This window comes from Sporosarcina sp. FSL K6-1540 (assembly GCF_038620285.1).
GTDB classification, from domain to species: Bacteria; Bacillota; Bacilli; order Bacillales_A; family Planococcaceae; genus Sporosarcina; species Sporosarcina psychrophila.
Map to the genome: position 1 here is coordinate 4,101,990 of NZ_CP152018.1, position 12,601 is coordinate 4,114,590.

The following is a 12,601-nucleotide window of genomic DNA, read 5'->3' on the forward strand; positions in this document are numbered from 1 at the left end:
AGTACCAAGAGTGTTCATGGGGCCAATTAGGGCTATCGGGCAGGCTGGCTCCACTAGTACTATCGGAGCCACATGCGGGTTATGCGAATACGGGTATATTTACAATCTAACTCCTCAAACGGTACCTATAGAAGCTGATGTTTTGTTTGATTCAAATGGATTAATGACACCTGGAATTGTGCATACCCTTGGAACCTCTCAAATTATGATTAACGTTCCGGGAGACTACGAGGTTACTTTCTCTGTATCAGGTACGGAACCTAACCAATTTGCACTGTTTTTAAATGGATCGCTGGTTCCCGGAACAGTCTATGGTTCAGGTGCTGGCACTCAGCAAAACAACGGGCAGGCTATTATTGCCATAGTAGCCAACGATGTTCTTACCCTTCGAAATCATTCTTCTGCTGCAGCAGTTGGTCTTGCGTCTGTGATAGGTGGTACACAAGCTAATGTAAATGCTTCTATTGTCATTAAGATGTTGAATCCCAATGCTTAGGTAGAAATTATTCGGTATAAAACATCTTGGTTTCACTGGATTTTAATACAGGCTTCAACAATCACCTGATGCAAAACTTCTAAAAATAGAGGTGAAAAGTCGGAAGTAATTACTATCCATAGAAGAAACTCAAAAACAAATCGACCTTTCCCTATTCGGATTGGTCGTTTTAATTTACCGGTTCAATTAAACAAGTCGATGCCTCCTTAAACAAACAAACGATTCTAATTTGCGCACCGACAAACTTCAACATGTTCGCTGCATTACAAATGAATGCAATATTCAATAAATTCCTATCCGGTATTATCCCAGATACCAGATTGAAAAGGCGACCTTCTTTCGTCGAGAGGTCGCCTTTACCCTGTTTATTATTCAACACATTCCACTCCGATTATGTCCTCCACCGGCATACGGTCCCTACCGAATGGACTATCGACCGTAATCCACATCGCCTCAACATTTATTTCTTTTATGACAACCATGTAAAAAATGACTTTCCCTTTATCCCACAACTTTACGTGTACTTTGCATTCCCTTTTTTGCGCAACTTCTATTTCCATGCCAGTCGTGGACGGAAAATTTAAAGTTTCCAGTATTTCCGCTTGTATATCCTTGACTGTTTGTTCTGGATCACCCCACAACTTTTCAGTTCCAGTTAGATCAATAAATCATTCATCGTTTCTGTTGTCAAGTAATTGTTTACTATTTGTCTTCTAAATCTTGGATTTTGTGTCACTTAGAAGTAAATTTCGGTCAACAGCGTCATGTAAACCTGCATTTTTCTGTAATTTAAAAGAATCCATATTGAAAAATTTAATCAAAATAGATTCTTTTTATTAAAGCCTGAGTTTACATAAAAATTATTTAATTAGAAACTTAAACATCTATTAAATATACTAAAAAAGATTTAGGGCATCTTGGGATAAGTCTGTTCAAAATCCCTTTTTTACAAGCCGCTAAATGGAAACTGAAATTTTTGAAAGAAGAAAAACAGTAAAGACTTTAAAGGGGTTCGAAAACAATGGATTTGGATTAACCGGTTGTTTGATTGGTCAAGTATGAATAATTCAGGATGAAGATAGTTTTTCAATCCTACCCATTCAGCGTGTTGTATCCAAACGATTTCACATTGAATTTGCTCCCGACTTCCCCATAATAAGTGAACCAGAAACTTCCCCATTTAAATTCACCATTAAACATTGTTGCTATTAGCAAAATATTCACGAGTATCTTTGCGCGATTGTGGGGTTAATACGCGATCAAGCTCTTCATTCAACCAAGTAAGTGACTTGTTACGAAGAATATTGCGCATACTATCTTCTGCTTCGAGCATAACTAAGTTAATCACACAGGGAGAAGCTAGAGCGCATGCTGCATAGTCTTCATCCCGGCATAGGTAGCTATTATTTTTAATATTTTTACATTGAAAAATGGGGGAAGCACCTTCAACAGCTTCAATTACATCCCAAAAAGAAATTTCCGCAGGAGACTTGGCCAGTTTATAGCCTCCTTTTACACCTGGAACAGAACTTACGATACCCGCTTTTGTTAATTTACTAAAAATCTTCGAAAGATAGGTCTCTGAAACGCCTTGAAAAGCGGAAAGTTCTTTAATCCCAATTGTGTCATTAGGAGGAATATCAATTAAATATACCAAGCAATGCAATCCATATTCAACACCAATACTATACTGCATGCAAACACCTGCTTTCTACATATAAAGATTGCTACTAACCATCTTAGGTGGATTTAAAACCCTTGTCAAATATGGAAATTTTCAGCTATTTTTTTTTGTTGACAGCCATAAACTAAAGAGTTATATTGTGGTCATAACCTATCGTCGATTGATGTTATCGACGATAGGTTGTAGAGGCAAGGACAAATTTAGATTCACGGAGGAGATTACTATGAAGGTTAGATTAAATCATATCAGTGCAAGCCCAGGTGCTTTGCAGGCAATGATGAAACTGGAAGGGTTTATTAAGACAAGTGGATTGGATGCTAAGCTATATGAATTCATTAAGATCAGAGCATCACAAATTAACGGGTGCGCTTATTGTATGGACATGCATACACGGGATTCAAGGAAAATGGGCGAGACGGAGCAGCGGATTTATTTACTTAACGCGTGGCGTGAAGTACCCTTTTATTCCGACAAAGAAAGAGTGGTGCTTGAGCTTACGGAAGCTGTAACCCGTATTTCAGAGCAAGGTGTGTCGCAGGATTTGTATGAAAGAGTTCGGGCACATGTGGATGAGGCAGAATATGTGGCAATCATTATGGCGATTAATACCATTAATGCATGGAATCGAATCGCCATCTCCACGGGGATGTTCCCTGAAAAGGAGTAAAGAGAAGCTTACTGAGAATAGTGAAATTTAATAAGAATAACTTTAGGATAGCTCTTACAATTGTATGTCCATTGAAGACCGAGGCCGGTCTTCATGGCTTACCTTAATGAGCATCGCTAATCAATTAAATTCAGGTCCTAGTTAACCTCGAGGAGAAATCAATCATGTCAACCGTCTTATACGTAACCGCACACCCACTAGATAAGAGTGAATCCAATAGTTTGTCTGTAGGTCACGAGTTTATCCAAGCTTACCATGGAGCAAACCCAAACGATGAAGTTATTCATCTAGATCTATATAAAATAGATATCCCGCAACTAGACACCGAAGTGTTAAGTGGTTGGGGCCAATTGAGAAGCGGCAGTTCTTTTGATCAATTGAGCGCGGGTTCTCAGGCTAAAATAGTTCGTTTGGGTGAACTGGTTGATCAATTTCTCGCTGCAGATAAAATCGTCGTCGTCAATCCAGTTTGGAATTTCTTATTCCCACCTGTATTGAAAACTTATATTGACGCCATATGTGTACCAGGAAAAACAGTTAATTATACGCCAGAAGGCTTTATTGGCTTAGCATCTGACAAAAAACTGCTTCATATTCAAGCTTCCGGCAGCGTGCTCTCCGAGGGACCAGTGGCAGGGTTCGAATTCAGCCACCGATACTTAACAGCTGTATCTAAATTCATAGGTATACCTTCAATTGATATTATTTATATCGAGGGTATGAGCGCTGCACCAGATCAAGCACTTACGATTAAAGAAAAAGCTATTCAACAAGCGATCGAACTAGCCAAAAGCTTCTAAAGTTCGTGAACTAAATAACTGAATCGGGTGTGACAATGAATCAAATATTTCCAGTATCATCTCAGCACCATGCTGTATTTGGTTGGTTAAACAGTAACTTGAGTTTCTCATTTGCAGATTACCATGATCCTAAAACTACGAGTTTTGGACTCATGCGGGATTTGAATGGTGACTTTGTATTAAGTCTTCGTGGTTTAGCGATACACCTCTATCAAAACAGGAAAGTCGTATCTATCGTTCTGAGGGGCCAGTTAGAACTCAAAAAAGCATCGTGAAATACATTTTATTTGTTTTAGCTGGGGCATGCAGCTTCGGATTATTATCTACTTTTGTAAAGAAGACTTATGAGTCTGGTTTCCATGTCGGTGATGTCGTCGGTAGCCATGTACATCATATCTAGGTGTTCACGATATTCCACTGACCTAACTAATTGATTATGCACACTCGTTTCCCATTTTTCATCAGCACACAGAACAATCGTTCCTATCGCAACTGAATATCAGAAATTAATAAATTATACCAAATGATATTTGGATAAATAAAAAAGCGGCCTTCCACAATCTAATCTGTGGAGGAGCCGCTTTTGCTATGGTCTTATTTAACAAAAGTCTACTTATTGATTAAGTCTGTACCATATGAGTTGTCGATTGCACAAAGCCATTCGCCTTGTGAATTTTTCTTAAACACATAGGTTGACCTTCTATCCATAGAATATTTCGTTTCATTTTTATCAGCCTCAAGTAGCGTTTGAGAAATAACTAATGCAGTATCTCCAGCTTCTAAAATAATCATTTCTCCCTGTACTGGGACAAGACTGTTATTGAAATATTTCGCAATTTTAATGAACGCTTGCTTAATTTCCTCTTTTCCTCGTGCAATCATATCTGGTTTTACTACCAGAATCGCATCATCAGTATAGTAATTCTTCAGAGTGTCAAAATCTTCCTGTTTTATTGCTTTATCACACTTCTTGATAAACTCCTTTAATTCGTGTTCCAAAATACACCACTCCTTATCTTTATAATTTTAAATTTCCCAATTAATCTCTAATATCCTGTTAGTTGAAGAAGAATAGAGCATTGTACTTGATTCGTCTCCATTAATACGAATACCTCTTTTATTCGACAATTGAAAAGCGACGGTCCATGTAGAAATACTTCTCCTTTTGAATTTTCGCATTGCAAGCAAATAAAAAAGCACCTCGTGAGAGATGCTTGAATAAAAATCAATGACAAAATGGAATATTTATTTTATCGACTTACGTGTATAGAAAATATATCTATTTCTACTAATTGGGCGTTCCGTATGTGAATTTTAAAGGAGTGAAAATGCGACAACAGCAACATTTGTTTAATTGAAGCGCCACATCATGCCGCTTAATGTGAAACGTAAGAGTTCTTATGAAATCGTGTAACTGGAGGACTATGCTGGGGGACGTTTGGGGAAACTTTAAATAACGCGGGCAGGCGTACGACTCATAACAAATAACAGCCACCTTCTCAACTGAGTTGGTGGCTGTTCCTTCTATTACAATTAACCCTTCACATTGCGCCCCGATGATATCCGACACCGGAATCCTCTCGATGTTATCAAGTATGACAACCATGGTCCGTAAATCGATTCCTTCTATAATCCTCCGTTTTGATTCCCGCCATAGCACCATGTGCGGCACAAAATCCTAAAGTGCAAGCTGTATCAATACTAACTCCTGTATAGGTATTTCACTCCAATTAACAATGTGATGTTAACGGGAACATAAAGTTACCCTTCAGCAATGACTTTTTCGTTAAGACGAATAAAGCATCATCATCATTTGGCATAATGGTTGCTGTCATGCCTTCGATTGTAAAATCAGGTGTGAAATAAAATACCACTTTTTTCGTTATTTCCTTTACAATGCTTGCTAATACAGCCTCTATATTTGGCACATTTAACGAAATGATATCGAAAATATGCAGTGTATCTTCCTCTTCCTCCATTAGCACAATCGTTTCTAAATTCTCCACATAGAAAATGGCTTCACGGAATGCTAATGTGAAATAAAACATTAATAAACTATCATTATTCTCAACATCTAAAATCGTTGAGTTTACATGGCGATTTTTCGCAAATTTTTCAAGTAATGCAAGGTCAATTTCAATAGTAAGCCGCTTTACTTTCGCATCCTTATTCATTTGAATTGAACTTTTTGCTAGGTCTAAGCTAAATTCACTTTCATTTAGACGTGTAAATCCAAACTTCGGGTAAAAATCTAATACAGTATCATTCGCAAAAAGATACATGAAATCACAAGTATTTTCGTATTCTTTCATAATATGCTGCATTAATTGCTTAGCCAAACCTTGATTGCGATAATTTTCATCTGTCATTACTGTACCAATCTGAATCCCTTCACACATTTTACCATTAATAACTATTGACATTTTATTAATTGAAGCATTTGCGATAACCTTACCTTCATCGACAAATGAATATGGTATATATTTGTCATCCCAGTACCCTTTGTTATACCAGCCTCGAAAATCTAATTCGAATGTTTTCATAGCTAAGGTATTAAATTTCTCCTTCAAGCTTTCATTATTACGATAATCACTTACTAATTCATATTTCCCCATTTAAATTCCCTCCGATTTTTGTTTCATTCACCTTGGTGCATTACATGTGTATATGGGAATTATCACCTCCTAAAAACAGAAAAAGACTTTATGAGAATAAACTCATAAAGTCTTCTTATACGCAAAAAATAAAATTAACCGGCCTAAATCAAGTGTTTGCCATTAGTCGGATTAAATATATCTGCTTATATGAATTAGACATTATATTGCTTCTCTTAGTTATCGCAAAAGGACATCACAAATAAATCTATAAATAAATTATAGAATAGCCCTCCTATTAAATTCATTGGAATTTAAATTGCGATAATAAGTTTTAGCATAAAAGTCTAATCTCCCATCTGTTTTTAAGAATGAATCTATAGTAACACATTGTTAGATTTCTGTCTTATTTTTGTTTCATGATTTTTTAGTATCAATGCTCTATAAAGAACGACTTATACTGAAGTAGTTTTATTTATATAAATTATTCGTTTCTCACCTTCTTCTCTTCGACATAAAAACACCCCTTTGGCTAAACGCTACCAAATAGGTAAAACAGTATAACTTTTTTTGGCAATTTGTATATCTTTATTTGTTGAACTCTGCAGACTTAATTAATTTATCACGCACACTCGTTCTCTCCTTTTGATTCAACATACCGAATGAACGTTCGTGTCGCAATAGAACATTCTGGATGTATTGTAATATTATTTATTCACTTTCAACTGCCAAGAACAAGTCTTTCCTACCTATCTTCTTAATTATTTATGAGAGCTACCATTCCTTCTACTGTAACGCCTTGCTTAATGCATTGTGTTTTCCGGGTATTTTGTGTAGTAATGGAATTTGCGTTAATTAAAGTAAATATATTAATTTGGAGATAATTATTTATGAAGAAGATGCAGAGGGTTCTTGCTTTATTATGTCTATTCGCTTTATTCACTACTACTATCTCAGTTCCTTTGGCCGGTGCAGAAGAAAGAGATTTACCAATTTCTAGCGATTTTAATCAACTTGAAGGGGTTTTCCCTAACAGCATTGATGAGTCTGAGCAGAAATTACTTGAAATAATTAAAGAGTTAGAACTATCCCAAGGAGAGGTTCTTGGAGAAGAACCTCTAGAAGAAGACTTAAATACACTATCTCTTCGTGGAAGCACAGTGGCAGGGGAATATCAGCTCGCAGGTATCGGAACGGTTACCGTGCTTGTATCAGGTGCTATTATTATTAATAATGTAATATGGGAAGCCGGATCAGCGATGGCGAAGAAAGTAATGGATCTAATTTTCCCCGCTAAAGCCGAACCTGTATAAAAGACAGATGCAGAGGCAAAAACAGCCGCAGACAAACTAGATTATACTAAAGTAAGTGAACGATGTAGTAAAGTTGCGATTTTCAGCAAGGATAAAAAGACCAAAAAGGGACCTGATTATATTTCTTGTGATATAGATGGTCATATTGGTGGAGCTTGGAAGGGCGGCTCTTCACCCAAAAAAATCTGTAATGAAACTACTAGGAGTGGTACATATGATAAGGACCTCAACCGTATTGGCAAATAAATCCATTAAGGCAAAGTCTGGAGTTACATTAACCGAGCCGTGGGGTTCTTCAATGTATTTTGATTCACCGATGGAAAACCGTGTTAGATTTTCAACGGATTATTTTAGAGAAATTCGAGTAAAAGGGATTCAAATGTTTATCGATTACCTTACAACGAATGAACCAACTGTCGATTTATTCATTTCTCTAGAATATAATACAAGAAATAAATATATCACTAATAACTTATCAAAGCGCTTACGGTTAACAAATTGGAAGGAATACAAATTCACTAGTGAAGAATTTGATCTTCATGAGGGGTTTGGCAAAATTGCTTTAATAAAAGATGTTTCAGTAAATGAAACGATATTATATACAACAGACGCACTTCTCTACAAAAATAATCGCGCCACCAAAGCTTTGTTTATTATTGTCACAAGTAAGTATCTGATCCATATCGGAGGGAGTGGAGACGTAATCAATATACTTTCTAAAGACCCTAAGAATATTGAAAATTTAAAAATGAAGTATAAAGGTATTTTCGATACTTTTTACGATGAACCTTTAGACTAATTTCAGAAGTTAGAGTGAAAAAACTTTATAAAACTACCACTTAGAACCGAACAAAAAAAGCGACCATCCACACAATCTGTGGATGGTCGCTTTTACTTTGTACTTATTTAACCTTTTCACAGACAACTGGGCAAATAAAAAAGACCGTCAATTGACGATCTCCTGTTGTTGAACTAAACCAGCACCCGTTAGTTTAAGTACAACCTCTCACAACCTGGAGAGAAACTGCCAAAATGGCAGCTATGCCCCGTTCTTAAACTCTTGCGTCTGAGGGTTGAATATAAGTGTGCTTATATGTAATTTTACATTCTATTTTTCATCAGCTCCGCCATTTGCTCCGAATTTGAATTCCCTTCATTTTGTAATTTACTAATGATGTTAATATAATCCGATTCATTTCGGTTCTGACTTAATTTATATGCAGCCTGAATTTCTCCCACCTTAATCTTAAATCCAACTATCCCTTTCAGTTCCTTTTCTAAAAGATGAGTAGAAAATTTATCCCATAAAACAGGGTTTTCACGATTTCCTTCATATTTTTCCAGCATTTTTGTTAAATCTTCTATTAACTCATCATTCTCTAAAATGATTGCTTTACCATATACATGGACAGCTTGATAGTTCCACGTCGGGACATTTTCCTGATTATACCAAGAGGAAGAGATATAAGCGTGTGGTCCTTGGAACATAATCAATACATCTTTACAGGTTTCGAATGTTCTCCATTGAGGGTTCCCATAAGCCATATGTCCAGTAATATAGTAATCATCCCCTTTTTTATTTAAGCCTAAAGGCAAATGAGTGGCAATTGGTTTACCTTTTCTCGTTGTGACAATCGTACCAAAAGAGTTTTTTTGAACAAAATCCAATATTCCATCAACATTTTCAACTTTAAAATATTTTGGAATATACAAAGTGATCCACCTTTCAAAATGGTTATATGAGTGTTTTGGTCATTATAAAGTCCAATTGTTCATCCTCACCCATATAAAAAGAGTGGGCTCCAGTTTGAACAAACCCCTTTTTCTTATAAAAGGCAATCGCATTTTCATTTTTTTCCCATACGCCTAGCCAAATTTTATTTTTCTTACATTCCATCGCAATTTCCATCGCTTTATTTAGGAGGCACTTACCAAGTCCCTGTTTTTGAAACTTGTTCCTAATATAAATCCTCTCAATTTCAAGTAATTCATCGCCCATTTCTTCAGACTGAGCATTATCAGTGTTAACCTTCAAATATCCAGCGACTTCATTATTAAAATAAACAAAATAGAATTGCGAAGAAGGATTGGATAATTCTTTTGTTAATTGCATTAAGTTAAATGCCCTTTCCAAATAGACATTCATATTTTCGGCTGAATTATGATGCTTAAATGTCTCATTATACGTTTCATGACTAATTTCTCGAAGTTCACGTGAATCTTCAAGGGTACACTTTTTTATATTTATAACCATTTGAATATATCACTCCTTTATATAATCAATAATTTCTCTTGTTTCCTTTTTTTACAAATACCCAGTCTTTTTCTACATTTTTTCTTATTCTTTGAAGAAGATTGAAAGTGGTTTCTGCTTCTTTCTCGGAAAATCCTTCTAATGCCATGATATTGGAATAATCATTTTCTCTTTTTATGAAAGGATAAACATTTTCCCCCTTCTCTGTTGGAATCAGTTGTTTATTTTTTTTGTTATGTGCATCTTCCCTCTTTTCAATAAAGCCATTCATTTCAAGTTTTTTTATAGCACGAGCTGCTGTAGTTCTATCTACTTTTATCATCTCAGCTAACTTTTCTTGAATGATTCCTGGATTTTCACATATTCGTACAAGGTACAAATACTGCCCTTTTGTAAGGTCATATTCTTTAAATTCTATATTACTAATAGAGTCTAATGCCCTTGCTATCATTCCAATTTCACGAAGAATTCCCTTCATAACTTTACTCCTTAGAACATATTTTTATTGCTTTTGGGATAAAAATAACATACATTAAGTTTACCTTATTATTGTTGCATTTGCAACAAAAAATAATAAAGGGGTCGAGTGAAGTGAAATATGTTTTTTATGTATTATGTATTTTAATATTAACTCTAGGTATTTCTTTCACTATACAATCAGACCTTGGAACTTCACCTTTTGATGCACTATTGGTAGGGCTGTCTGTAAATGTGGGGCTTACTGTGGGAAGTTGGGAAGTAATAACAGCTTTAATATTGATATGTTTTAATTCTTTTTTAAAAAGAAAAAGGCCAGAATTTTTGGGGTTGTTAACGGCATTTATAACGGGTATTGGTATTGATATGTGGCTTTTTTTATTACACAATTTGATAACGCCTGAACTATGGTACAGCAAAATTGTTTGCTTTGAAATAGGCTTAGTTGTGATTGGAATAGGAACTGCAACATATTTACACACAAATTTCGCACCGATTCCAGTTGATCGATTAACATTAATCATACAAGAATTAACCAGCACAACTATATTTTTTTCGAGAACATTCATTTACCTCTTATTCTTGATAATGGCACTGATTTTTAATGGACCAATTGGCGTTGGTACTTTATTAACTGTTTGTTTAGGGGGGGCAAATACTTAATTACTTTATGAGATTTACTAGAAAAGTATTAGACCACATATTAACACAATCCAATACATCACTAAATTATGATAAAGATTAAACCATTCACTATAGAATGGTTTTTATTTTTCTTGTTGAACTAAACTGCTCCGTTAATTCAATAAGAACAGAGCATTGTTTTTTATTCGTCCATATTCATATGAATACCTCTTATTCGACAAACAATAAAGGCATCCGCTTAATTAAATGAGTAGTCACCCTTTGCTCTCAATAATCAATTTTATCTTTCCACGTTTACTTTTGTAGGGATAAGTGAATTATGTATGTAAACCAAGAATAGATGACTGTGTCTTGGCAAATAAAAAAAGCGGCCTACCACAATTAAGTCTGTGGAGGTTCCGCTTTTTCTTTAGTCTTAATTAACCTTTCCTCAGATAACTGGACAATCAAAAAAGACCGCCAATAGACGATCTCCTTTGTTTCAAAAATTGTTTTCGTTTGTTCAAAAACAACAGGTTAGAGAAATAGATATAAATTGCCTCACTGGTTGGTTAACAACTTTCCACTTAATTCATAATCAAACCACATTCTAGAATAACATTTCACTCAAATTATTAGTACTACTGAACAAGAATTAATTATAGGTGATATTGTAATTTGTATTTTAAGTATATTTAGATAGTACCCATCTTCTAGTAACTTCAGAAAATTTTTTAGTTGCTGGTGAGGGCGGTTTTCTTACTGCTAATCCAATCGTTCGATAGCTATCTATTTCAAGTGGAATAGCCTTTATAGAATCGATAGATTTCGGGATAATCATTTCTGGCATAATACTAATCCCCAGATTATTCTCTACCATCGAAAATACCGAATTCTCATTCATATTTTCGAATCTAATATTAGGAGTTACTTTGTTCTCCTCAAAGATTTTTTGTATATCATGATAGCATTGATAAATTGGCATAATAAAAGGGACACTTTCGATTTGTTGAATAGATATTTTTCTTTCCTTACTTAATGGAGATTGGTCTGATACAACACATAAGAGGCGGTCTCTCTTCAATTGCGCGATTTCAAACGACTCTAAATATGTTTCATTATTAATAAACCCACAATCTAATTTCCCACTTTGTAACCATTGCTTAATCTCTGTATAGTTGCCTTCCAATAGTTCTATTTCTATATTAGGATAATAATCTTCCATTTCTTTAACAATACTTGGAATCCAATTTGTTGAGATACTAGTAAAAACTCCCACCCTTACTGTTCCTTTGTTTAGACCATTGATGGCGTCCACTTCTTGTCTCAACATGTTGTTGTAATATAGAATTTTTCGAATAACAATTAATAGACCTTCCGCATTTTTTGTCAACGTAATTGTTGAGTGATTACGAATAAATAAAGGGAGAGAAAACTCTTTTTCCAAACTGGTTATAGCATGGCTAACAGCAGATTGAGTAACTCCCAAAGCTTCTGCAGTTTTGGTAAAACTATTTAGCTCTGCTACCTTGTTAAAAATTTCATACTTAACTAAGCTCATTAACGCTACCTCCTCATGAATTTTATTCATGAGGTTCATTATAATTTTTCGCTTTATTAATTACAACCCTCTACTTATACTAAGTTCATGCTTTATTTTACAAATTGTTTTGATAGATAATTTAGTGGTGA

Annotated in this window: 14 protein-coding genes and 1 pseudogene; 6 read left to right on the forward strand and 9 right to left on the reverse strand. The window is 35.1% G+C overall.

The annotated features are described in order from the left end of the window. Positions 1 to 16 precede the first annotated feature (16 nt). Positions 17 to 496 (forward strand): collagen-like protein, encoded by a 480-nt coding sequence (locus MKY15_RS19305; RefSeq protein ID WP_338656566.1) that lies wholly within the window; start codon positions 17 to 19, stop codon positions 494 to 496. A gap of 169 nt (positions 497 to 665) precedes the next feature. Here the strand turns inward: MKY15_RS19305 and MKY15_RS19310 are convergent, their stop codons facing one another. The 3 genes from MKY15_RS19310 to MKY15_RS19320 all read right to left on the reverse strand — a co-directional run bounded on the left by MKY15_RS19310 (position 666) and on the right by MKY15_RS19320 (position 2,192). Continuing rightward, a complete protein-coding gene (locus tag MKY15_RS19310; protein ID WP_342538273.1) occupies positions 666 to 872 on the reverse strand; it encodes a hypothetical protein in 207 nt (68 codons plus the stop codon). Next, entirely contained in the window at positions 865 to 1,137 is a 273-nt protein-coding gene (locus tag MKY15_RS19315) for a hypothetical protein (protein WP_342538274.1), read from the reverse strand. Before MKY15_RS19315 ends, MKY15_RS19310 begins: the two co-directional genes overlap by 8 nt. A gap of 551 nt (positions 1,138 to 1,688) precedes the next feature. Further along, positions 1,689 to 2,192, reverse strand: coding sequence for an Rrf2 family transcriptional regulator (locus MKY15_RS19320; protein WP_067209635.1), 504 nt, complete (start codon positions 2,190 to 2,192; stop codon positions 1,689 to 1,691). A gap of 211 nt (positions 2,193 to 2,403) precedes the next feature. Here MKY15_RS19320 and MKY15_RS19325 point away from each other — a divergent pair, with 211 nt between their 5' ends. Beyond that, positions 2,404 to 2,847, forward strand: a complete 444-nt coding sequence (locus MKY15_RS19325) for a carboxymuconolactone decarboxylase family protein (RefSeq protein WP_067209638.1) — start codon at positions 2,404 to 2,406, stop codon at positions 2,845 to 2,847. A gap of 164 nt (positions 2,848 to 3,011) precedes the next feature. Further along, a complete protein-coding gene (locus MKY15_RS19330; protein WP_342538276.1) occupies positions 3,012 to 3,647 on the forward strand; it encodes an FMN-dependent NADH-azoreductase in 636 nt (211 codons plus the stop codon). A 609-nt stretch (positions 3,648 to 4,256) separates the two neighbouring features. Here MKY15_RS19330 and MKY15_RS19335 read toward each other — a convergent pair. Beyond that, on the reverse strand, positions 4,257 to 4,646 hold the full coding sequence (locus tag MKY15_RS19335; protein ID WP_067209643.1) for a nuclear transport factor 2 family protein: 390 nt from the start codon (positions 4,644 to 4,646) through the stop codon (positions 4,257 to 4,259). A gap of 731 nt (positions 4,647 to 5,377) precedes the next feature. Then, a complete protein-coding gene (locus MKY15_RS19340) occupies positions 5,378 to 6,262 on the reverse strand; it encodes a GNAT family N-acetyltransferase (protein ID WP_342538277.1) in 885 nt (294 codons plus the stop codon). An 869-nt stretch (positions 6,263 to 7,131) separates the two neighbouring features. Here MKY15_RS19340 and MKY15_RS19345 point away from each other — a divergent pair. Together MKY15_RS19345 and MKY15_RS19350 are read left to right on the forward strand one after the other, a co-directional pair. Next, entirely contained in the window at positions 7,132 to 7,554 is a 423-nt protein-coding gene (locus tag MKY15_RS19345; RefSeq protein ID WP_342538278.1) for a hypothetical protein, read from the forward strand. Positions 7,555 to 7,632: 78 nt separating this feature from the next. Beyond that, positions 7,633 to 7,800 (forward strand): toxin C-terminal domain-containing protein, encoded by a 168-nt coding sequence (locus MKY15_RS19350; protein WP_342539789.1) that lies wholly within the window; start codon positions 7,633 to 7,635, stop codon positions 7,798 to 7,800. A gap of 855 nt (positions 7,801 to 8,655) precedes the next feature. Here MKY15_RS19350 and MKY15_RS19355 read toward each other — a convergent pair. From MKY15_RS19355 to MKY15_RS19365, 3 genes are read right to left on the reverse strand one after another with little or no spacing between them, the layout of a single operon-like run. Continuing rightward, positions 8,656 to 9,267 carry an FMN-binding negative transcriptional regulator gene (locus tag MKY15_RS19355; RefSeq protein WP_342538279.1) on the reverse strand — a complete coding sequence of 204 codons (612 nt, stop codon included), beginning with the start codon at positions 9,265 to 9,267 and terminating at the stop codon, positions 8,656 to 8,658. A gap of 22 nt (positions 9,268 to 9,289) precedes the next feature. Next, positions 9,290 to 9,808: a GNAT family N-acetyltransferase gene (locus MKY15_RS19360; RefSeq protein ID WP_338656550.1), complete on the reverse strand. Its 519-nt coding sequence runs from the start codon at positions 9,806 to 9,808 to the stop codon at positions 9,290 to 9,292. A gap of 25 nt (positions 9,809 to 9,833) precedes the next feature. Next, complete coding sequence (locus tag MKY15_RS19365; RefSeq protein ID WP_067209658.1) at positions 9,834 to 10,286, reverse strand: MarR family winged helix-turn-helix transcriptional regulator; 453 nt, start codon at positions 10,284 to 10,286, stop codon at positions 9,834 to 9,836. A gap of 113 nt (positions 10,287 to 10,399) precedes the next feature. On the opposite strand from MKY15_RS19365, the pseudogene MKY15_RS19370 reads away from it, so the two are divergent. Then, positions 10,400 to 11,030 (forward strand): annotated as a pseudogene (locus tag MKY15_RS19370) (YitT family protein). A 564-nt stretch (positions 11,031 to 11,594) separates the two neighbouring features. On the opposite strand, the gene MKY15_RS19375 reads toward MKY15_RS19370, so the two are convergent. Next, a complete protein-coding gene (locus MKY15_RS19375) occupies positions 11,595 to 12,470 on the reverse strand; it encodes a LysR family transcriptional regulator (protein ID WP_342538280.1) in 876 nt (291 codons plus the stop codon). Positions 12,471 to 12,601 lie beyond the last annotated feature (131 nt).